This window comes from Pseudodesulfovibrio sp. S3, from assembly GCF_004025585.1.
Lineage (GTDB): Bacteria > Desulfobacterota > Desulfovibrionia > Desulfovibrionales > Desulfovibrionaceae > Pseudodesulfovibrio.
This window is the reverse complement of the sequence record NZ_QTZO01000003.1, coordinates 149,856-169,996: the sequence shown is the minus strand read 5'-3', so window position 1 is coordinate 169,996 and position 20,141 is coordinate 149,856. Positions and strand designations below refer to the sequence as shown.

General features: G+C 51.1%; 18 protein-coding genes, 1 tRNA gene and 1 other RNA gene. 11 read left to right on the top strand and 9 right to left on the bottom strand.

The window, feature by feature from the left end; translation table 11 throughout:
• Positions 1-138 precede the first annotated feature (138 nt).
• On the top strand, positions 139-3,729 hold the full coding sequence (locus tag DWB63_RS04485; RefSeq protein WP_128327617.1) for a PEP/pyruvate-binding domain-containing protein: 3,591 nt from the start codon (positions 139-141) through the stop codon (positions 3,727-3,729).
• 73 nt (positions 3,730-3,802) lie between these two features.
• On the opposite strand, the gene DWB63_RS04480 is transcribed toward DWB63_RS04485, so the two are convergent.
• Complete coding sequence (locus tag DWB63_RS04480; RefSeq protein WP_128327616.1) at positions 3,803-4,096, bottom strand: hypothetical protein; 294 nt, start codon at positions 4,094-4,096, stop codon at positions 3,803-3,805.
• Between the two features lie 139 nt (positions 4,097-4,235).
• Positions 4,236-4,625 carry a flagellar protein FlaG gene (locus DWB63_RS04475; protein WP_128327615.1) on the bottom strand — a complete coding sequence of 130 codons (390 nt, stop codon included), beginning with the start codon at positions 4,623-4,625 and terminating at the stop codon, positions 4,236-4,238.
• 284 nt (positions 4,626-4,909) lie between these two features.
• On the opposite strand from DWB63_RS04475, the gene DWB63_RS04470 reads away from it, so the two are divergent.
• Genes DWB63_RS04470 through DWB63_RS04455 form a run of 4 tightly spaced genes read left to right on the top strand, consistent with a single transcriptional unit; the run spans position 4,910 to position 8,321 of the window.
• A complete protein-coding gene (locus tag DWB63_RS04470; protein ID WP_241648618.1) occupies positions 4,910-6,016 on the top strand; it encodes a FapA family protein in 1,107 nt (368 codons plus the stop codon).
• 3 nt (positions 6,017-6,019) lie between these two features.
• On the top strand, positions 6,020-6,775 hold the full coding sequence (locus DWB63_RS04465) for a MotA/TolQ/ExbB proton channel family protein (protein WP_128327613.1): 756 nt from the start codon (positions 6,020-6,022) through the stop codon (positions 6,773-6,775).
• 18 nt (positions 6,776-6,793) lie between these two features.
• Entirely contained in the window at positions 6,794-7,558 is a 765-nt protein-coding gene (locus DWB63_RS04460; RefSeq protein ID WP_128327612.1) for a flagellar motor protein MotB, read from the top strand.
• A 10-nt stretch (positions 7,559-7,568) separates the two neighbouring features.
• On the top strand, positions 7,569-8,321 hold the full coding sequence (locus DWB63_RS04455) for a flagellar motor protein MotB (RefSeq protein ID WP_128327611.1): 753 nt from the start codon (positions 7,569-7,571) through the stop codon (positions 8,319-8,321).
• Positions 8,322-8,393: 72 nt separating this feature from the next.
• On the opposite strand, the gene ssrA is transcribed toward DWB63_RS04455, so the two are convergent.
• The 6 genes from ssrA to DWB63_RS04425 form a co-directional block, all read right to left on the bottom strand.
• Positions 8,394-8,777, bottom strand: a transfer-messenger RNA (tmRNA) gene (gene ssrA / locus DWB63_RS04450).
• 437 nt (positions 8,778-9,214) lie between these two features.
• Positions 9,215-10,348, bottom strand: a complete 1,134-nt coding sequence (locus DWB63_RS04445) for an ABC transporter permease (protein WP_128327610.1) — start codon at positions 10,346-10,348, stop codon at positions 9,215-9,217.
• Positions 10,345-11,280 (bottom strand): ABC transporter ATP-binding protein, encoded by a 936-nt coding sequence (locus tag DWB63_RS04440; RefSeq protein ID WP_128327609.1) that lies wholly within the window; start codon positions 11,278-11,280, stop codon positions 10,345-10,347. The genes DWB63_RS04445 and DWB63_RS04440 overlap by 4 nt, the downstream gene beginning before the upstream one ends.
• A 14-nt stretch (positions 11,281-11,294) precedes the next feature.
• Positions 11,295-12,266: an HlyD family efflux transporter periplasmic adaptor subunit gene (locus DWB63_RS04435; protein WP_128327608.1), complete on the bottom strand. Its 972-nt coding sequence runs from the start codon at positions 12,264-12,266 to the stop codon at positions 11,295-11,297.
• Between the two features lie 203 nt (positions 12,267-12,469).
• Positions 12,470-12,546 (bottom strand) — tRNA-Met (locus DWB63_RS04430).
• Between the two features lie 93 nt (positions 12,547-12,639).
• A complete protein-coding gene (locus tag DWB63_RS04425; RefSeq protein ID WP_128327607.1) occupies positions 12,640-13,431 on the bottom strand; it encodes an undecaprenyl-diphosphate phosphatase in 792 nt (263 codons plus the stop codon).
• A 134-nt stretch (positions 13,432-13,565) separates the two neighbouring features.
• Between DWB63_RS04425 and DWB63_RS04420 the strand changes: the two genes are divergently transcribed.
• From DWB63_RS04420 to DWB63_RS04410, 3 genes are read left to right on the top strand one after another with little or no spacing between them, the layout of a single operon-like run.
• Positions 13,566-13,748 carry a hypothetical protein gene (locus DWB63_RS04420; protein WP_128327606.1) on the top strand — a complete coding sequence of 61 codons (183 nt, stop codon included), beginning with the start codon at positions 13,566-13,568 and terminating at the stop codon, positions 13,746-13,748.
• 9 nt (positions 13,749-13,757) lie between these two features.
• Positions 13,758-14,924, top strand: a complete 1,167-nt coding sequence (lptF, locus tag DWB63_RS04415) for an LPS export ABC transporter permease LptF (protein WP_128327782.1) — start codon at positions 13,758-13,760, stop codon at positions 14,922-14,924.
• Positions 14,921-16,063 (top strand): LptF/LptG family permease, encoded by a 1,143-nt coding sequence (locus DWB63_RS04410; protein WP_128327605.1) that lies wholly within the window; start codon positions 14,921-14,923, stop codon positions 16,061-16,063. Before lptF ends, DWB63_RS04410 begins: the two co-directional genes overlap by 4 nt.
• Here the strand turns inward: DWB63_RS04410 and yihA are convergent.
• Complete coding sequence (gene yihA, locus DWB63_RS04405; RefSeq protein WP_128327604.1) at positions 16,043-16,645, bottom strand: ribosome biogenesis GTP-binding protein YihA/YsxC; 603 nt, start codon at positions 16,643-16,645, stop codon at positions 16,043-16,045. The genes DWB63_RS04410 and yihA overlap by 21 nt on opposite strands.
• Before the next feature lie 112 nt (positions 16,646-16,757).
• Between yihA and DWB63_RS04400 the strand changes: the two genes are divergently transcribed.
• The 3 genes from DWB63_RS04400 (at position 16,758) to DWB63_RS04390 (ending at position 20,133) form a co-directional block, all read left to right on the top strand.
• Positions 16,758-17,219, top strand: a complete 462-nt coding sequence (locus DWB63_RS04400) for a type II 3-dehydroquinate dehydratase (RefSeq protein WP_128327603.1) — start codon at positions 16,758-16,760, stop codon at positions 17,217-17,219.
• Positions 17,220-17,265: 46 nt separating this feature from the next.
• A complete protein-coding gene (gene efp, locus DWB63_RS04395; protein WP_128327602.1) occupies positions 17,266-17,823 on the top strand; it encodes an elongation factor P in 558 nt (185 codons plus the stop codon).
• Between the two features lie 87 nt (positions 17,824-17,910).
• Positions 17,911-20,133: a DNA translocase FtsK gene (locus DWB63_RS04390; protein ID WP_128327601.1), complete on the top strand. Its 2,223-nt coding sequence runs from the start codon at positions 17,911-17,913 to the stop codon at positions 20,131-20,133.
• Positions 20,134-20,141: the final 8 nt, after the last annotated feature.

The following is a 20,141-nucleotide window of genomic DNA, read 5'->3' as shown; positions in this document are numbered from 1 at the left end:
GTTTTACCCTGTAAACGGTAACTCGAAGCGTATGTCCTGATTGTGTATTTTTGATAATTCACCATAGAGAGAGTCGTTTGTTTTGGTTCGTATGTGATCTTTAAGCCAAGAACCAGGCAGGCTTTCCAGGAGGAAGAAATGGCCAAGACCCAGAGTGCTGATGCCGAGAAGGCCGTGGCAGGCAAAGCCAAGAAAGTCGATGCAAAGGTTGAGACTCTTAAGAAAAAATTGGTTTTGAACGGAGCCGATATCAAGAAGATTGGCGAAGATGCCGAACTTCTCGTTGGCGGCAAGAACTACAATACCGCCATCATCAGTCAGATACCCGGAATCCGGGCACCTGAATTCAGGGCGATTTCTTCGCATGTTTTTCACACCATTCTTGATGATACCAAGGTCAATGCAGCCGTTGTCCGTTCGACTGTGGACAAGGAATACAATAAGATCGACTGGAATTCTGACGCGGTGAATGAGGATTCTGACTATCTCCAGCATTTTGTCCGGGAAGTGGGTAAAAAGATTCGTGAGCAGTCTGAAAAACAGTCGGGGACACCCATCCGGCTGCGCACCTTCATTAATAATGTCGTTGAAGGCTTTGCCACTTCTCCCGAAGGTATCGACCAGTTGCGTATGCGTTCGGTTTTGGTCCAGTCGGCTATCCTGTCCGTTGAATTGCCTGATGATATCGGCAAGGAAATCAAGGAAGCGTACGATTCCATATGTAAGGAAGCCGGATTGGACGATGTACCAGTCGCTGTTCGTTCATCGGCAGCCGGTGAAGACAGTCGCAAAAAGGCGTTTGCCGGTCTTCAGGATACCTATCTGAATATTGTTGGTGCTGATGAGTGCCTTGAAGCCTACCATTGGGATTGTGCTTCTGCCTATAATTTGCGCTCCATGACCTACCGTCGTGAGGCCATTCTCGATGCTATTACCAAGGCCGAGGAAACCGGTAACGATGCCATTGCCGAACTGGCCAAGAAGGAGTGGGCCATTGAGCATACCTCCTTATCCGTCTGCATTATGCGTATGATCAACCCGGTCATATCCGGTACGGCGTTCAGCGCGGATACGGCCACGGGGTGCCGGGGTACAGACCGTAACGATCTCGTGTCGATCGACGCCAGCTACGGCTTGGGCGAGGCGGTTGTCGGCGGTATGGTTACTCCTGACAAATTTTATGTTTTCCAGCGTGATGGGGGTCGTGAGGTCGTTATCCGTTACATGGGCTGCAAGGAAAAGAAAATCGTCTACAAGGAAGACGGTAGCGGAACGCATGTGGTTAAGGTGTCGGAAAGCGAGGTCCATCGATGGGCTTTGTCCATTGCTCAGGCCGAGACGGTTGCCCAGGGTGTGCGAGCCATTTCCAGGGCGTATGACGATATGATCATGGATACGGAATTCTGCATCGACAAGACGGATCGGCTCTGGTTTGTGCAGGCGCGTCCGGAAACTCGCTGGAACGAGGATCTTGAACACCATCCTGACACCATTTTCATGCGTCGTCGTGAAGTGGATAAAAAGGCTATTGATTCCGCTGAAGTCATTCTGGAGGGCAACGGCGCTTCCCGTGGTGCCGGCCAAGGTACGGTCAAATACCTCCGCTCTGCACTGGAATTGAACAAGATCAACAAGGGCGATATTTTGGCGGCTGCACGCACCGACCCGGACATGGTGCCGGGTATGCGTATCGCTTCGGCCATTCTGGCCGATGTCGGCGGTGACACCAGTCACGCGGCCATTACATCTCGCGAGTTGGGCATTCCAGCCATCATCGGTATTCAGCGTCTTGAGGCCCTGCGGTCCCTGGAAGGACAGCAGGTCACGGTTGACGGCTCACGAGGCAAGGTCTATCGCGGCGAACTGCCCTTGGTGGAAGTGGGCGGTGAAATCAATATTGCAAAACTGCCCACCACCAAGACCAAGGTCGGTTTGATCCTGGCCGATGTGGGACAGGCCTTGTTCCTTTCGCGTTTACGTCAGGTGCCTGATTTTGAGATCGGCCTGCTTCGCGCCGAGTTCATGCTCGGGAATATCGGTGTCCATCCAATGGCGCTCGAAGCCTATGACAAAGACGTCCTGAACGACTTGGTCGAAGACAAGATCATGCAGATGGATAGACGGCTGACCAAGGTAATGAAAGAGCAGCTCGACACCGGACTCATTACCATGCCGTTGAAACTTCGTGAATATGTCGGCCTGATTACCGGGCTGACCAAGAAGATGGAAGCACTGGCCGAGCAGGAGGGGGCGCGAAGCACCGATCAGGTCCTGGCCATGCATCGTCGTCTGCGCGAGATGGATCACAAGCTTGACGAACACATTTCTCATGCCACTGATCGTCTTGACATCCTTAAAACCTCCATTGATCCGGAAGCACATGTTGCCGTGGTGTTCGGATATCAGGATCTGCTTGAACCCACTCCGGCGATTCGGACCGAGGCATGGAAAATTCGCCAACAGCATGAAAAGATCGTGTCCGAGTACGTGGCTCGTTTGAAGACGGACCCGGAATTTGTGGCCCATATCGATAAGATCACCAGGCTGCGCGAGGAAGTCGCCCTCAAGATGGGCTTGAAATCCGAAATGGATGAGGTGGCAACCCTGCCGGATCGGATTCGTACCTTGCTCGAATCGAGGGGGTACACCACTGGCAAGGAAAACTATATCCAGACCCTGTCCCAGGGATTGGCATTGTTCGCGATGGCCTTCTACGGCAGCAACATCGTCTACAGAACCACGGACTTCAAGTCCAATGAATACCGCAATCTGCTCGGTGGATTGCTGTTCGAGGCCCATGAAGACAATCCCATGATCGGGTACCGTGGCGTATCCCGAAACATCCATGACTGGGAATTGGAGGCATTCAAGCTTGCCAGGGGCATTTATGGCGGCAGCAACCTGAGTATCATGTTCCCGTTCGTCCGCACCTTGGAAGAGGCGCGCAGCATGAAGCGGTATCTCAAGCAGGTGCACAACCTGGAATCCGGCAAGGATGGACTCAAGGTCATTCTTATGGCCGAAATCCCGAGTAACGCCATTCTGTGCAAGGAATTCCTCAAGGAAGTTGATGGGTTCTCCATTGGTTCCAATGATATGACGCAGATGGTTCTTGCCACCGACAGGGACAACGCCAGTTTGCAACACATATATGATGAAGAGGATCCGGCGGTCGTCTGGGCGATTCTGTCCGCCATTTTTGCCGGTCAGAAGGTCGGCAAGAAGGTTGGCTTTTGCGGGCAGGGCGTTTCCAACAGCGTCATCCTGCGCGGTCTGGTCGCCATTGCCGGCATCGTGTCCGCATCAGTGGTGCCCGATACATACCATCAGACCAAGTTCGACATGGCAGCGGTGGAAGCTGAAAACATCAAGACCCGTGATCTGGGGGCTTGGCTCAAGCAGCAGCATATGCTCAATCTTCAGAAACTGCTTGAGGGGAACAGCTATGGTCACATACTGAAGAAATACAAGTCCCCCGAAGACTTCATGGAGTGGTATGAGGGTGAGTTGGATCGCTTCAGCGAACAGTTGCGTGACCACATGGAGACCCCGAAGGAAGAGTTCTACCGTCAGGAGATGGAGCAGTTCCGTTCCGTTTTCCACAAGCCGGTTATCTATGCCAGTTGGGATTGGCATCATACGGTGGAGGACGCCATGCGTCACGCCGGTTTCAATTCCTTTGAAGAACAGGAAGCGGCGCTGGAACAACAGCGTAACAAGAAATGGTAGCCTTTGGCTGAACATAGCAAAAGGCCCCGGTCGTGAAGACTGGGGCCTTTTTTTGTCAGGACATATGCGAGGATCAGGCTATCTTGTCGGTGATGCTGCCAATGCCTGTGTCCGCAGCGGAAACAACGGCCTGTTGGATATCAATGTCGGTGCCTGTGGAGCTGAAATCCGTTCCGGCGCCGAAAAATTCTTCAGTGCGGGAAGCCACTTCAACACCGGCCACAGCCTGTTCCATGGAATCTATGCCTCGGGTGTTCAGGCCGGACGAAATTTCGTTGTCTGAACCGGTGAGCGATTCCGGGGCTGAAAACAGATTGTCCATCGCCATGGTCTGGACAGTGTCAGCTGAAATACTGATATCGGACATGATGACCTCCGAGTGTATAGCCATTTGTCCTATGTAGTATGCCTCAGCCCTCGGATGATGGCAAGCCTATGCGTTGGGGAAACGCCAAATACGCCCCGGCAGTCAGGCAGGGGCGTATTTGTTGGCGTAGGAGAAGGGCCTAGTAAACTTCGTTGAGAAAGCCTTGTCCGAGATTCTTCAGCGACTTGGTCAGTTTGATCAAATCGTCATCGGGTATCTTGCGGATGACCTTTCCATCCGAGTCCAGAACTTCCACTTGAATAGTGTCATTGTTCTCCAGGACATTGAACTTGAGCTTGATGTCATTGGCCTCAAGATGCTTTTCGGCCTCAGCGATCAATTCGTAGAGTTCTTCCTTCGTGCGTCCGGTGGATTGCTTGTCCTTTTCGGTCTTTGTCGGTGCACTGTCTGTGTTGGCGCTTTGAGACGTGTCTTTCTGACCAGGAGGTCTGGACACGGTCTTCGCCGGCACCACGTTCTCCGAACGCAGTCCTTGCTTCATCTCGATAGTCATTTCGGGGATATTCATGGTCTCCCTCCCTGGTGTTACACGAATCATCCCAACCTAATTTGCCTCTTACGTTTTATATCGGCATTAGCATCGATTTCTTTAGGTAATAAATATTTTTTTATGAGAAACGTTCCTGTTCGATAGTATTGTTAGTCGTTGACTGTGGTTTGAAATTTGAATATGTTTTCAAAATGTTGAAATGCGTTGAAATATCATCGTTTTTATAAAGCCATTAGCGGTTTCTTCTCTTTGCAGGTGAAGCCGTTTTTCCCATACGTGTCAGAGGGGCAATGCCTTTTTTGTTGAAACACTATTTTGATCCGGATTGGGATCCATCCAAACTGAAACCGGAAGAGCAGGCCGATGGCAGTGTGGATCATCATGAGTTGAATTTTGTCCAAAGCGTTGCCGCTGGGGATGTTATTGCCGAGTGGATTCCTCTCGATGAATCCAGCAGCGAAATCGACGAACGGTTTGTATCTGATGACAAGGTGTTTCCCGCAGGCCGAGGCACAGGACTGAAACGTAACTTTCCTGACAAGCTCTATGCAGCCGTCAACGGCTATGCGTGCTACAAGGAAGGCATCATTCTTGTCCGTGAGACGCTGACAGTTCGCGCTGATATTGACTATCGTACTGGAAATATAGAATTTGTTGGTAATATCACCATAGAAGGTTCCGTTCGCGGCGGATTTTCCATACTCGGCGAGGATGTGAAGGTTGTTGGGCAGGTGGAAGGGGTGCTTATCGAGGCCCGCAACAACTTGGACTGCCGCGGTGGTGTCAAGGGCGGCAAGACGGCGCACCTTGAGGCCGGTAACGACATCAAATTGGCATTTTGTGAATATGCGACTGTTGTCGCAAGTAATGATGTTCTGGTCAAAGGTGCTCTGATGCATAGTAACGTCTATGCCGGAAGACGTTTGGCAGTTGGGGGACGGCTCACGGGTGGAAATATCTGTGCTTACGAATACATCTATGTAGGAGAACAGCTTGGTGGCGGGATGGATACCGACACGTCTCTGGTCTTGGGATACGACCCCTCATTGCTGCATGCCGACAAGAAGTACAACGAGCGAATCAAAATTGTGCATGCGGATATTGCCTCTTTTGAAAAGATATTGAACAAGGGTGAAGAGTTCAGGGCAGAATACAGACCCAAGTTGGAATCGGCCCGCAAGGAATTGAAATTGTTGATGGCCTTGAAGGTGAAGCTTTGGGAAGGGATTTATGCCACGGAGCGCCTTGGCGAATGCAAGGTCCTTGTGCCCGGCGTTGTTAAACCCGGAGTGGAGATCAGTATAGGGTCTGCTTATCTCAAAGTTGATGATTTTTTGGAAGATGTGTTTTTCTATTATGAAAACGATGAAGTTAAAATCGGTACTTCTACCGGTAAAATCAAAAGATAACATATGGATATTGCAACTTTAATCGGTCTTGGCGGGGCATTCGGTCTTGTTGTCGCAACAATTTTCATGGGTGGCAATGCAGCCGGTTTTATCGATGTTCCTTCGATTGTCGTTGTGATCGGGGGTACCTTTGCCGTTACCTTTGTCATGTTCCCCATGGGTGTCGTCATCAATGCCATCAAGGTCGGCATGAAAACCCTGCTTTTCAAATCCAATGATCCGCAAGAGATTATCCGGCTTATCACCTCCTTGTCTGAAACTGCACGTAAGGAGAGTCTTGTTGCTCTTGAAAAAGTTAATATTGACGATGCGTTCTTGAAGAAAGGAGTGATGCTCGTCGTGGATGGTTCCAGTGAAGGTCTGGTCCGATCTGTGATGGAGATAGAATTGGAATTCATGAAACAACGTCACCGCCAGGGGCAGGCCGTGTTCAAGGGCATGGGTACCATGGCACCGGCGTTCGGCATGATCGGAACCTTGATTGGACTGGTCAATATGCTGTCAAATCTATCCGACCCGTCTTCCATTGGCCCGGCCATGGCTGTCGCCCTCTTGACCACCTTTTATGGGGCCATCATGGCCAACTGTTTATTTTTGCCCATGGCCACCAAGCTTGAGGAACGATCCGCAGAAGATGTCCTGTTCATGCAGATCATGATCGAAGGGGTGTCCTCCTTGCAAAGGGGCGACCATCCTTCCATGGTCAGGGAAAAGCTTCAGGCGTTTTTGTCTCCCGCATTGCGTCAAGAATCCGCATAGGTTCTCTCCGGAGTCCCAATGGCCAAACAAGCAGAAGAAGCCGTACGCAGAAAGCCTTCCGAAGATCCGCCTGGTGATGAGGGGCTGCCTCCGTGGATGGCGACATTTGCGGATATGGTGACGCTTTTGTTGTGTTTTTTTGTACTTCTGCTTTCTTTTGCCGAACAAAGTGAAGAGAAATACCGGGATGCTTTGGGCTCCTTGAAAGGGGCTTTCGGCGTGCGGGAAGTGCGAGCCGTGTCCGAGGATATGGCCCAGTTCAACACCAGTGCAACGGTCAAGGAGCTGGCAGCCAGTATCTCTCACGACGAGCGTTTGCTTCTCGGTGTGGTCATGCGCCTCAAGTCTTTGCTTGAGGAAGTGGATGTGAAGATGATGGAAGGCGCCGGTGTTTCCGCCGATCGTGATGGAGTGGTCTTCAGCGCCAGTTCTGCGGCACTTTTCTATCCGGGCACGGCAGATCTCAAGCCCGAAGCATCGGAACTCCTGGATAGGGTGATAAAGGTTCTCAAGGATTACAAGTTGAATATCGTAGTCCGTGGCCATACCGACGACACTCATATCTCAACAAAGAAGTACCCTTCCAATTGGGAGCTTTCGGCTTCCAGGGCGGCCGTGGCCTTGGACTACATCATCAATCAGGGCGGTATAGAAATCAATCGGGCCAAGGCGGTGGGATATGCGGACACGAGGCCGTCAGTTCCCAATGATTCTGAAGAAAATCGTCTGAAGAATCAGCGAGTTGAGTTTTATTTGCACATGCCCCAGCGGGATGCTTGGTAGAAGGTGTTTGATGGCTGAAAAAGAGGTGTTGGAACAGCAGGGAGGTGGGCCGAAGCCCGATCCGCCCAAGCCGGAAGAAGGGATTCCGCCGTGGATGGCGACCTTTGCCGACATGGTGACACTGCTTTTGTGCTTTTTCGTGCTGCTTCTCTCCTTTACCAATCAGGATGTCACGAATTTCAGGAAGATGATGGGGTCCATCCAGGAGGCCCTTGGTGTTCAACATGAAGATGCGGGAGCATATTCGGTTCCCTATGCAGACACGAGCTTCAATGAGCGTAAAAGTGTGCGGGAAAACCGGGAAATTGTCGAACTCGGAGCGCGTATCAAAAAGGCCATTCGGGCCAAGGATTTGAATCATATGGCCAAGGTGAGCAGCGACAAATCGGGTGTCATGCTCAGGTTGGGCAACCAGATTGTGTTTAAGAAGGGGTCTGCCGAATTGGCTGAAGACGCCCAAAAGGGGATGCAGGTAGTCATCGATGCTATGGAAAATACAGACTTTAATCTGGTGATTCGGGGTAATACCGATGGAGATCAGGTCGAGTCAAAGCTGTACCATTCCAATTGGGATTTATCAGCAGCTCGGGCAGCGCGTTGCCTACGGTATATTCTGGAGCATTCGGATATCTCGGCGAATCGTATGAAGGCAGTAGGGTATGCCAGCGCAAAACCTATCCTGCCGAGCACCTCTGAAGAGAACCGCATGGCCAATAGGCGAGTTGAATTCTATTATATCCCCACGGGGCGATCGAAGTGGTAATGAATTGATTTTTTGTCATAAAAAAACCCCGCCAAATAAAGGCGGGGTTTTTTTATGACATGGGATATCGGGTGGTGGAGGCGGGGGGAGTCGAACCCCCGTCCGAGAACGATCCGCGAAAGCGTCTACAGGTTTAGGCCCGGAATAGTGTTTCGCCTAGAGGATTGCACCGGGCCAAACAGCCCCTAGACTAGTTCTCCTATTATTTCGCACCACAGCCGAAGGAACCCAATTGTGATGCTAGCCCTATAGTTTGTCGATTCTATCCGCTTATAAGGCGTCAGCAGTAGAATCGTGACACGCTAGGTGTCAGGTAGCAATTCTGCCCTTAGGCAGCCATTGCGTAGTCGTAATTGTCGTTTGCAATTATCTTGTGGTCGATTTTTACGAGGCCATCGACCAACCTCGACCTGCGGCTTCGGCTTCAACTATCCCCGTCGAAACCAGTGCGCCCCCATGTCAAAGAACTGTACGGACAAGTTGTATATAAGCAGTCTAATGGTTTTGGCAACTAAAACAATTGAGATTTATATCAAGCCGAAAAGTTTTATTGTTTTATAAAAAGGCATAATTACGTGTTGTTAGATTGTTCTCTAGAAAAAAAATAGAAAATATCTAGATAAACGAAGCGAATAATTGTGAGATCGTCTGTAGGAAAATGCAGTCCAGTACGGGATTGAAGGGTCGGAAAAGAGGGATTGAAAATGAAAGGCCAGATTCCTGCAGTTTGAAAGAGGGGCATATGTGTCAAAGGCGTGGGGGGGGCAGGCTGGCAATTCCAAATCAATTGCTAGGATTATTTGATAGCTGGAGAGATTGCTTGAGTGCGAGGGGAAAAGCGGATGCTTTGCCGGACGGAACAACTGAGCCGCGGAGGATCGCGTGCCTTGAGGCTAATCGAGTGTACGGCGATATCGTTTCAAGCCAATGGCGACAACGACAAACCAAAAAAATAGAATGGGCCAGACATGTTGGATGGAATCTTCAAGCCCATTGCCTTTGAGAAGAATTCCACGAATGAGGCGAAGATAGTGGGTCAGCGGCAGGATCGACCCAACGACTTGCGCCCATTGCGGCATTCCTCTGAAAGGAAACATGAATCCTGAAAGAAGTAGTGATGGCAGGAAGAAAAATATCGACATTTGAACAGCTTGGAGTTGGTTCCTTACAACCGTGGAAATGGTGACGCCTACGGAGAGGTTGGCCCCAATGAAGAGCAGAGAGAGGGCAAATACCAAGGGAACACTTCCATGCATCGGCACATTGAACAGGAGCCGGGCAGCCAATACGATGAGTGTTATCTGGATGTAGCCGACAAAGATGTAGGGAACGATTTTGCCCAGCATGACTTCGAGAGGTCTGACCGGCGTGGCGAGGAGGTGTTCCATGGTGCCGCGCTCGGATTCTCTGGTAATGGCCAGCGAGGTTATCATGACAAGGGTCATGGTCAAAATGACGCCCATCAAACCCGGAACTATGTTGTACTGACTAATTGCTTCCGGGTTGTAATCATTATGGATTCGTATATCCACCGGAGCCAGTCCCTGATTGAGATTCGCTGCGTTCCCCTTGAGTTCCTTGGCCAGTGCGCGCCGAACAATCTCAGGGAATGAACCGGCTGCATTGCCTGTGGCCATCGGGTCTGTGGCGTCTGCTTCAAGCAGGAGAACCGGCCTGTCTCCACGAAGAATGTCTCGTCCGAATTGTTCGGGTATGGTGACGACGAACTGTACAACTCCTTTGCGGATGAGATCGGTTGCTTCAGCACGGGTTTTGGGAAAGCTCGTGACGTCGAAAAAGGTGCTGGTCTGCATTCCGGTGACAATTGATCGTGAAAAGGGGGAATTGTCGGCAGAAAGCACTGCTGTGGGCAGATGGCGGGGGTCGGAATTGATGGCGTAGCCGAAGAGGATTAGCTGAATGAGGGGAATACCTATCAACATGGCAAAGGTAAGCCTGTCTCGCCTCATTTGCACGAATTCCTTGCCCACCATGGCAATGAATCGTTTGAAGGAAAAAAGGCTCATCCGAGGCCTCCTTTACTCTGTTGCATGAGGTCGATGAAAACTTCTTCCAGGCTTGTATCGATCAAGGACCATTTATATGGCTGTTTTTGAAATGGGGCTATACTGTGTTCGAGAGCCTTTGCATTTCTTCCGCTGACATGGAGGGTGTTTCCGAATGCAACAACCTGATCGATACCAGGGAGCGGTTTGAGCTGTTCTGAAAGGTCATGCAGTGTCCCTTCCTGGTTATCAAAACTGACGCTCCATGTGCTCAATCGAGCGTTGGAGATCATCTCCTCCACAGTTCCCCTTGCAAGGAGTTTGCCGTATGCTATGTATGCAAGCCTGTGACATCGTTCAGCTTCATCCATATAGTGCGTGCTGATAAGGGCCGTGATTCCCTGGGCGGCAAGGGTGTGAACCTGATCCCAGAAATCCCGACGGGCACCCGGATCAACGCCTGCGGTCGGTTCATCCAACAGCAGGAGCTGAGGGGAGTGGAGAGTACAGACTCCAAGGGAAAGCCGTTGCTTCCAGCCCCCTGAAAGCGTCCCGGCCAGATGCTTTTCGAAAGGGCCGAGTCCCATTCGCTCAATACATTCACGTGTTTTTCGTGACGGGTTTTCCAGCCCGAAAATACGAGCCGTGAATTCGATATTCTCCTTGACTGTCAAGTCTTCGTAAAGACTGAACTTCTGTGTCATGTAACCCACGTGCGGTTTAATGCTGGCAGACTCGGTAATCACGTCATATCCAAGGCATGTCCCGGAACCGGAATTGGGTTTGAGCAGTCCGCAGAGCATGCGGATGGATGTTGTCTTGCCCGAGCCGTTCGGCCCGAGGAAGCCGTATATCTCCCCTTTGCGAATCCGCATGTCCAGATTGTTGACCACAGTTTTTGAACCAAACGATTTGGTCAATCCCTGGACATCGATGATAATATCAGAGGACATACAATTGATGGTCCCTATTGGAGGACGAGAGTGGGAATGGTGACGTCGACCGGCTGTCCTGGATGGAGTTTTTCAGCATCCTCTTGAGATGGTCTGGCCTTGAGCATGAAAACGAGTTTTGCCCGGCTTTGGCTGGAATAGATCACCGGGGGGGTAAACTCGGCAGAAGGGGAGATATAGGAGATCGTTGTATCGACGGGCTTTTCAGCGCCGTCATAGGTAACGATGGCCTTTTGTCCGGTTTGGATTTGGCTCACGATAGTTTGGGGCACATAAAAGCGGATTTCGATATTCTCGGGTGGCAACAGTGATACCACGGCCTGCCCTGAAGGCACCCATTCGCCCATGCGAAAGAGTGTGTCGAACACAAATGCCGAGCTAGGAGCGGTGCGGACTTTCTGGTTGTAGTTCCAGAGCGCCTGGACAAGCTTGGCCTGCTTTTGCATGATTTCCGATGCCGCGGCTCGAATGACATCGCTGCGCGCACCTAGACCAGCCGTTTGCAGCTCCGAGTTGATTTCACTTACTTGTTGTTTTTTCTGATCATAGTCGCTTTTTGATCGATCCAGTTCCTCTTGTGAAATGGTTTCCTCGGCAATGAGCTGGACCCGTCTCTTGTATTCAACCTTTGCCAAATCCGCTGCTGCTTTTGCCTGTCGCAGGCGGGCTTGGATTGAGGCTATCTCGGTTGGACGCTGACCTTTCTCCAGGTTGGCAAGATTGTCTTGAGCCCGTTGCAGGTCGTGTGTTGCCTCGTCAACGGCCGCTTTTTCAAAATCCCGTTCCAACCCAAAGAGAGGGGCGTCTTTTGAAACAGTCTGTCCTCGGGTGACGTTGAGTTCATCAAGTGTGCCGCCTATTGGAGCAGCCACGTGAACATATTCCCCTTCAACATAGCCCTGAAAGACATCCTGTGGTTCGCTTGAACAGGCTGCAAGAGAAAGAAGGGTGCAAATCGCAAACATAAAAAGTGCATTCTTGTTCATGGTATACCGATTTTGTTTATTGAAACAAATACGCATGTTCAATGAAAAATACAATGAAAAGAGGTCGGGAGGCAATCATTCTGACATAAGTTCTAGTATGAACGCATCGGTGAGGCGTTTTTGCCGTCTATGAAAAGTGAAGGGGGGAGAAAAAAAGAATCCCGTAAAACCTTTATGATTTTACGGGATTCTTATTCCATTCGTGGTAGCGAGGAGAGGACTTGAACCTCCGACTCTGCGGATATGAGCCGCATGCTCTGACCAACTGAGCTACCTCGCCACGTTTGTTTCGCCGAAGCGGAAACAGTCTATAGAACGTCTTTTTGTGCTTGGCAAGTGGAAATTCGGACTTATTCCAATTTTTTGGAACATCTTACAAAAACAGGAGAATCAGTGGCGCGAGAGCCAGTCTGTATATGGCAAAGGGACGAAGGGTAAGCCTGCCGAGAAGGTAGATGAACCCTTTGACGGCCAGCCAGGCAGAGACGAACGAGACCAAAAATCCGATGAGCAGGAAGGCCATGTCGTTGCTTTCAAACAATTGGTAATTCTTCAGGAAATCATAACCTGTGGCAGCGAACATGATGGGAACCGCAGCGATGAATGAGTATTCGGCGGCCACGGTGCGCTTGGCTCCAAGGAGCATTCCTCCCATAATGGTCGAAGCGGAACGGGAAAAACCGGGCCACAGAGCCAGGCATTGAAACAGTCCGATGCCCAGGGCAAGTTTAGGCGTGATATCATCCAAAGATGCAGTTGATTCATCCTTGCTGACGCCTTCGACCGCGAAAATGAACACCGCGCCCACTGCAAGCGCCACAGCGACTGTGGTTGGCGAGAAAAGGTACTGCTTGATGTAGCCGTGAGTCAGCAATCCGAGCACCGAAGCAGGCAGAGAGGTGAGAAATAGCAGCCACAGGCCGTATATCCCGGAGAATTTTCGTTTTGGGTCCGGGATGATGAGACCTATGAAGCGTTGCCAATAAAGAACAACGACGGCCATGATTGCACCGAGTTGGATAACGATTTCAAATGTTTCGGCCTTGGGGCCGGTAAAACCCAAGAGATGCCCCGTTATGATCAGGTGGCCGGTGCTGGAAATGGGGAGAAATTCGGTGAGGCCTTCAACAATGCCGAGAATGAACGCAACATACCAGGGTGCCATATGATCCTCAGGGATGAACAGGGTTTTGACGTGTCTTGAGTCAAAAGGTCTAGTCCAACTAACACTGCCTTGCAACCCCTTGGAAGCTGGTGTATTTCTATTGATTGGAAGCAAGGAAAAAACAGGAGCACTCGATGACGACCATAATGCCTCAGAGCGAATTAACCCGCAAAGCCATAGCCTGGATCAGCGAGATGATGGAAAGCCAGACGGAGAAGGGGCTTGCTGCACTTATTGAAGAGGCGGGCGTTCGTTTCAACATGGGGCCCAAGGACATGGAGTTTCTCCAACGATTCTATAAGGAAAACCAGAGCTAGTTATTGCCAGTGAAGCTCCTTCAGCGCCAAATTTTCTTTGAACTGCTCAAGCTGTTCGGCTTGACGGTGTCCTGTCTATTGGGACTCATCCTGATAGGCAGGATGTTGCAACTCCGTTCCCTGTTTCTTTCTCAGAACATCGGTTTTTTCAATATCCTGCAACTTTTCTTTTTCCTGACACCGTTTTTTTTGCTGCTCATTGCGCCCATCGCTACCATGCTGAGTGTTTTTCTGACGTTTCTGCGTATGAGTACGGACAATGAACTGATTGCACTCAAGGCGAGCGGGGTCAGTCTCTATCGTATGCTTTCCGCTCCGGCGGCATTCTGCGCCCTGGCAACCTTGTTCACATTTTTCATATCGTTCTGGGGACTTGCCTGGGGCATGGATATGTTCAAGACCAAGCTCTACTATTTTGCCAAGACCCATTCCAAGTTTGCCCTTCAGCCAGGCGTTTTCAACAAGGAGTTTCCCGGAGTCACTTTTTATGCGCATCAGGTCGACAATGAAAAGGGCGAGTTGAAGTTCGTCTTTGTCCGGGATGAATCCATAAAGGGAACATCCGTGGTGGTGGTGGCTCCGGAGGCGCAGATTGTTTCCAAGCCGGAACAGGCTGAAATACGGATCGTGTTCAAGAATGGGAACATCTTTCGAGAAAGCGGAGAGGAATTGAACGTCCTCAAATTCGGCAAGTATTCCATTAAGCTCGATCTCGGCAAGCTCCTCATGGGTTTCAATTTTACGGAAGAGAAGGCCAAGGATATGCCGTTTTTCCGTCTGAGTGCCATACGAAGCGATCCGGGGCTCATGCCGGATCAGGACGAGCGGTTTTTCAAGAAGGTTGACACCGAGTACTTCAAGCGTCTCACATTGCCTTTGGGCTGCTTTATTCTGGGCATGTTTGCCATTCCCATTGCCTCTGTGTTCAGAGGGTTGAAGCAGCAATACGGCCTGCTCTTGGCCATGGGCTTGTTCATGGTCTATTACACAATGTTCTCCATCGGCGTCAGTATGGGGGAATCCGGCACCATTCCGGCAATTTATGGGATGTGGGCACCCAATGTGCTCTTTGTCTTCGTCGCGTTGATCGGTATGCGGTATGCCAATCTTGAACGAACGCCCACCGTGATCCTGTGGCTCATGCATTTGCGGTTTCGCAAGGAAGCGGAAGCATGAGGAATATCCTTGGCATAGGTGTGTTGAGCCGTTATCTCATACGGCAAAACCTGTATCTCATGGCGGCCTGCCTGACCGTGGGAACCTGCCTTTACCTTCTGTCCGATATTTTTGACAGGCTTGATGATTTTATCCAGGCCGGACTGGGCGCGGAAACCATCCTGTTTTATTTTGTCGTTAAAATTCCGCTCATTGTTTCGCAGTTGATGCCTGCGATCTTCCTGCTCGCCATGGTTATCCAGATGGGGGTGTTGACCCGATCCAGGGAAATGTTGGCCCTGCGCGCCGGGGGCGTTTCCTTTACCTGGTTCATCCGTTTTTTTGTTGTTTACGCCATGATTTGGAGCGTTGGGCAGCTTGTGTTTTCCCAATTCCTGGGCGTGTTCGGCGAATATGAGGCCAATCGTATTTGGAAAGAGGACGTCAGGAAAAAACAACTGGACGAGATGACCATCGACAGCCTCTGGTTTCGGGACGGACCGTTTATTGTCCTTGCCGAGAAGGCGCACCCTGGTAAAAGTCGGGCAAGCGGCATCACAGTGTATGAATTTACCACTGATAATCAAGAGCTTATTCGGATACTCACAGCCAAAAAAGCCCTTATTGACGACCATGGATGGGGCCTTTTGGATGTGCATGAACTTGATACCAGGACATTCATCGGGGTAAGCCGGATATCCCAATTTTTGTCCGTTCGGCAGAATCTCAAGGCATACGCCGCCGTCGAGCTCAAGGGAGATAAGGCACAACTGCCGCTTCTTGAGTTGTCCAAGGCCATTGAAAAACTGGAGGAGTCAGGATCGAACGTCGAAATTCTCCAGACCGTCTGGCATGGAAAGTTCTCCTATGCCTTTTCCATGGTAACCATGGCGTTATTGGCCCTGGTGCTGGTCACGTTTTCCGAGAACGTCTATGCGAACATCGGGCTGGCGCTTATCTTGATCTTCGTCCAATACGGAGTGCATGTGGTCGGCGCAACAGCAGGCGAAAAAGGCGTTTTACCGCCCATCATCGCGGCCTGGCTGGGCAACGGCATCATGGCATCGCTGGCCTCTTTTCGTCTTGCCTGGGTCACTCTGCCGGGTTTCCAGAGGACGCTGAAAGAGTGGGGGAGTGGCCTACGGCTCCGGCGTGTCTGACGGCATTCCGGCGTATTCACTAAAGGTATCCCAGAGTTTGTCTTCACCTTTGCCGGTCTTGCTGGAAAAGAGAATCGGGAGACGCTCTTGTTGCAGGATGTCTTTCCACTGGTTTTGCAATTGCGCCAGTTCACGCTGTTTTGATTTGTCCGCTTTTGTCAGGACCGGAATCACGGGGATGCCCAGACTGCGAAGGTAGGCTGTCAATTCCATGTCGATTTTTTGCGGTGTCAATCGGGAGTCGAGCAACACTGCCACGGCTTTGAGCTGCGGATTGTTGTTCATGTAAGCCGCAATGAGTTTGGCCCATTTGTCGCGCTCGGTCTTGGAGCATTTGGCGTATCCGTAGCCTGGTAAGTCAACCAGATAATACCCGTCCGGATTGACCCGATAGTAATTCAGGCTGCGCGTTTTCCCGGGTTTGGAACTGATTTTGGCCAGTGCCTTGCGACCGGCCAGACGGTTGACCAGGGACGATTTGCCTACATTGGAGCGTCCGGCAAGGGCTATCTGCACCTCGCTGCACTCCTCAAGTTGCTTGATTTCGTATATTGTTTTGACTAACTCAATGGTTCGGTTCATAAAGAAGCACCGCTTTTATGGCAAATGGTTTTCGGACGTCCCTAATGTTCTGTTTTTACCGGGGCGCGTCAAGAAGCGTGTGAGGTAATTTTTGGGAAAGAGGGAAGAGCGTATGGGCAAACTCAATATTTTGATACTGAACGGCCCCAATCTCGGGCATATCGGAAAACGGCAACCTGAAATCTATGGTTCACAAACCATGGATGACATGCCGACGTTGTTGGAACAGGTCATGGGCGACAAGGCTGCCGAAGTGACCATGACGCATTTTCAGTCCAATTCCGAAGGCGGCCTGATTGACCGCCTTGAGCAGGCCCGGAAAGAGCAGGTGGACGGGGTGGTATTCAATGCAGGAGCTTATACACATACCAGTCTGGCCATTGCGGATTGCCTGGCCTGGATCGGGGTTCCATGCGTGGAAGTGCATATCAGCAACATATGGGCGCGGACCGATCAGCCGTTGAGACAGCAGTCCATCATGGGCGAGAGGTGCATCGGCGTTATTGCCGGTTTCGGAATTCTGGGTTATGCCCTCGGTGTCCAGGCGCTGTATGAGCGTTTGGCGACTGAATAAGACATTCAACCTACCGGGGAATGCCGGGAAACTTTTTGGAGCAGACATGATATCGACCAAGGACTTCAGAACAGGTCTGAAGATCGAAATTGATGGGAAACCATTCGAAATAATTGAATTTCAGCACTTCAAGCCCGGCAAGGGCGGTGCAATGATGCGTACCAAGCTTCGCCAGATGATGACCGGTCAGGTGCTGGATAAGACCTTCCGGTCTGGTGAAAAAGTCGACAAGCCCGATATGGCTATGACAGAGATGCAGTACATCTATAAAGAGGGCGACAATTTCGTTTTCATGGATCTTGCCACATATGAGCAGATGCATGTTCCTGGAACCAATGTCGGCGAGAAGGGCGGTTACATCAAGGAAGGGGACACTGTGAAAGTGCTCCTGTACAATGGGGAGCTGATCGGTGTGGATCTGCCCGCCAACGTCAGCTTGACCGTTGCCCAGACTGATCCCGGCGTACAGGGCGACCGTGTCAGCAATGCCACCAAGCCGGCCACCATGGAAACCGGTCTGCAGGTCAACGTGCCGCTCTTCATCAACGAAGGCGACACGATCAAGGTGGATACCCGTAGCGGAGAGTATCTTGGTCGCGAATAAAGCGGACTTGCAACACATCGTGAAAATTGCGTAAAAAGGTCGTGGGCAGCTTGCTGTCCAGGACCTTTTTTATCACAAGTGGGAATAATGGTACGACAACGAAAGACTATTAAGATCGGGGAAAAAGGGCGCAGCAACGAGATTGTCGGGCTGTTCTTCCTTTTTCTCTCTGCATTTCTTTTTCTGAGCATTCTCTCTTTCAGTCCTGGTGATCCGAGCTTCAATCAAGCCGTGTCCTCCGGGAGAAAAGTGCAGAATGTAGTCGGGTATGCAGGGGCTTACTGTGCCGGTTTCCTTGTGGAAACCTTTGGTATGGGAGCTGTTTTCTGGCCCTTGTATTTTCTGTATCTGGGGTTGATCAGGTTTGTTTCCCGATTAAGGCTTTCCACAACACGCTGGCTGGGCGTCATCGGGCTGTTTATCGCCTTTGAGGCTTGGGCCATGCACCCCTGGTTTTCCAATGTTCCCAAAGACGCCTATGGTCTCGTGGGCAGCGGATTGTTCGGCCGGAGCGTCATCACGAAATACACTCTGCCGTATCTCAGGCCGGTGGGTACCTTTCTTCTCTGGTTCTTTGTGACGATCATTTCCATTCAGGGCGTATTCGGTGTGACCTGGGCTTCGGTCTGGGACGTTCTTGTGAGGGCGTGGGCCGTTTGCCTTGAAAGGATACTCGAATGGCGAAAACAGCGTAACGAACGCATAAAAGCCAAGGCCCTGGAACGTGGTGAGGATATTGAGGAAGGAGATACGGAAGAGGATTATGAACTCCAATTCATTGATCTTGATGCGGGCGAATCGGACAAGCCGCAAAAGAGAGAACTCCCCAAGCCCAAGCCTCAGCCTGCTGCCAGGCCCGTTGCCAAGGCACCTGCCGCACCGGGGGGGCTGCCCAGTGTGGAGTTGTTGACCAGTCCTCCTGCGCAACGGACCTCGCAGACTCCGGAAGTATTGCAGCCATTGGCGGACAAACTCAAGGAATGCTTGAATGATTTTAATGTTCAGGGCGAAATCCAGCGGGTAGTTCCAGGCCCGGTGGTAACCATGTTCGAGTTCAAGCCTGCGCCGGGGGTCAAGGTAAGTAAGATCGAGAACCTGACCGACGATATTGCGCTGGCTTTGCGAGCCGAATCCGTGCGCATCGAGGCACCCATTCCAGGCAAGGACAGTGTGGGCATCGAGATACCCAACATTGAGCGCGAAATGGTCTACTTGCGTGAAATAATCGAATCCAAGGAATTTGTTGAATCAAAATCACCTCTGACGCTCGCCTTGGGCAAAGATATCCACGGTGCGAAAATGGTGGCCGATCTGGCCAAGATGCCGCATTTGCTGGTTGCCGGTGCCACGGGCGCAGGTAAATCAGTGGGCATCAACGGTTTTCTGCTCAGCTTGCTGTACAAGGCCGGTCCCGATGAAGTAAAATTGTTGCTGGTGGACCCGAAGCGTATTGAACTGGCTCCGTATGCCGAGTTGCCGCATCTGGTTCATCCCGTGGTCACGGACATGAATCTGGCCAAGAGCGCTTTGGACTGGGCTGTCTTCGAGATGGATTGCAGATATGAGAAGATGGCAAAGCTTGGTGTGCGCAACATCGAGGGATACAATAAGAAAATAGTTGAAATGGGTGACAATGTTCCCGAGGAATTCGAGAACATGAAGCACATGCCGTATCTGGTCATCATCATCGACGAACTTGCTGATCTCATGATGACCGCAGCCAAGGAAGTGGAGATGTGTATCGTCCGCCTGGCCCAATTGGCGCGTGCTGCGGGTATCCATTTGGTATTGGCTACCCAGCGGCCCAGTGTTGATGTCGTCACCGGTCTTATCAAGGCGAACTTTCCCACACGAATATCCTTTTTCGTGACTTCCAAGTTCGATTCCCGCACCATCCTCGATGCCGTAGGGTCTGAGCGGCTTCTCGGCAAGGGAGATATGCTCTTCAAGCCGAGTGGCGGCAAACTCAAACGTATGCACGGTGCGTACATGGACGAGACGGAAATAGCGCATGTGGTCGATTTCTGGAAGAACGCCGTCCCCCAGGAATTTGAGCTCGACTTCAGCGATTGGAGCCAGAATCCCAAGAACGGCGGGGGCCCTGGCAATGTTGATCAGACGGATGATCCTGTCTATGATGAAGCGGTACAGTTTGTGCTGTCTCAAGGTAAGGCGTCCATTTCGCTTTTACAAAGGCGGCTCAGAATTGGTTTCAACCGTGCAGCCAGGTTTATCGAACAAATGGAAATGGACGGTATCCTCGGGCCCCAGGAAGGCAGCAAGCCGCGCAAGGTTATTAAGCCGGAATAATTGGAGAA

What these genes read in the sequence shown, in the direction of transcription:
- DWB63_RS04485 (WP_128327617.1), top strand. Translation starts at nt 139, where the DNA reads ATGGCCAAGACCCAGAGTGCTGATGCCGAGAAGGCCGTGGCAGGCAAA.
- DWB63_RS04480 (WP_128327616.1), bottom strand. Translation starts at nt 4,096, where the DNA reads ATGTCCGATATCAGTATTTCAGCTGACACTGTCCAGACCATGGCGATG.
- DWB63_RS04475 (WP_128327615.1), bottom strand. Translation starts at nt 4,625, where the DNA reads ATGAATATCCCCGAAATGACTATCGAGATGAAGCAAGGACTGCGTTCG.
- DWB63_RS04465 (WP_128327613.1), top strand. Translation starts at nt 6,020, where the DNA reads ATGGATATTGCAACTTTAATCGGTCTTGGCGGGGCATTCGGTCTTGTT.
- DWB63_RS04460 (WP_128327612.1), top strand. Translation starts at nt 6,794, where the DNA reads ATGGCCAAACAAGCAGAAGAAGCCGTACGCAGAAAGCCTTCCGAAGAT.
- DWB63_RS04455 (WP_128327611.1), top strand. Translation starts at nt 7,569, where the DNA reads ATGGCTGAAAAAGAGGTGTTGGAACAGCAGGGAGGTGGGCCGAAGCCC.
- DWB63_RS04445 (WP_128327610.1), bottom strand. Translation starts at nt 10,348, where the DNA reads ATGAGCCTTTTTTCCTTCAAACGATTCATTGCCATGGTGGGCAAGGAA.
- DWB63_RS04440 (WP_128327609.1), bottom strand. Translation starts at nt 11,280, where the DNA reads ATGTCCTCTGATATTATCATCGATGTCCAGGGATTGACCAAATCGTTT.
- DWB63_RS04435 (WP_128327608.1), bottom strand. Translation starts at nt 12,266, where the DNA reads ATGAACAAGAATGCACTTTTTATGTTTGCGATTTGCACCCTTCTTTCT.
- DWB63_RS04425 (WP_128327607.1), bottom strand. Translation starts at nt 13,431, where the DNA reads ATGGCACCCTGGTATGTTGCGTTCATTCTCGGCATTGTTGAAGGCCTC.
- DWB63_RS04420 (WP_128327606.1), top strand. Translation starts at nt 13,566, where the DNA reads ATGACGACCATAATGCCTCAGAGCGAATTAACCCGCAAAGCCATAGCC.
- DWB63_RS04410 (WP_128327605.1), top strand. Translation starts at nt 14,921, where the DNA reads ATGAGGAATATCCTTGGCATAGGTGTGTTGAGCCGTTATCTCATACGG.
- yihA (WP_128327604.1), bottom strand. Translation starts at nt 16,645, where the DNA reads ATGAACCGAACCATTGAGTTAGTCAAAACAATATACGAAATCAAGCAA.
- DWB63_RS04400 (WP_128327603.1), top strand. Translation starts at nt 16,758, where the DNA reads ATGGGCAAACTCAATATTTTGATACTGAACGGCCCCAATCTCGGGCAT.
- efp (WP_128327602.1), top strand. Translation starts at nt 17,266, where the DNA reads ATGATATCGACCAAGGACTTCAGAACAGGTCTGAAGATCGAAATTGAT.
- DWB63_RS04390 (WP_128327601.1), top strand. Translation starts at nt 17,911, where the DNA reads ATGGTACGACAACGAAAGACTATTAAGATCGGGGAAAAAGGGCGCAGC.